The organism is Haemophilus sp. HMSC61B11 (assembly GCF_001838615.1).
Classification (GTDB): Bacteria; Pseudomonadota; Gammaproteobacteria; order Enterobacterales; family Pasteurellaceae; genus Haemophilus_D; species Haemophilus_D parainfluenzae_AD.
In genome coordinates this window covers 1-264 of record NZ_KV837986.1, presented here as the reverse complement: position 1 = coordinate 264, position 264 = coordinate 1, and the positions used below count along the sequence as shown (strand labels likewise).

Genomic DNA, 264 nt, shown 5'->3' with positions numbered 1-264 from the left:
TATTCTGAATGTGAATAATAACCGTCGAGTCAATGTCCATGCTGATAGCCTCATCAAAGTAGGACAAGATTTAACTATTGAAATCGCCCAAAATGGCAGCTGGGTTGCGGGTGAGCTTTTTGAACAAGTTTGTGAACAGTTTGATTTAGAAGGTTATGACGAAGTTCATATTCAAGGCCCTGCCGGTGAAATCGTGTTAAACCAAGAAGGGATTACGTTGATTGGGAATGTGTATGTTGAGGGACCACTTACGGAAGATGCGGG

At 42.4% G+C, this 264-nt stretch carries 1 pseudogene; it reads left to right on the top strand.

The features are described 5' to 3' along the window. Positions 1 to 264, top strand: a pseudogene (locus HMPREF3263_RS10745) (hypothetical protein); the annotation flags it as partial.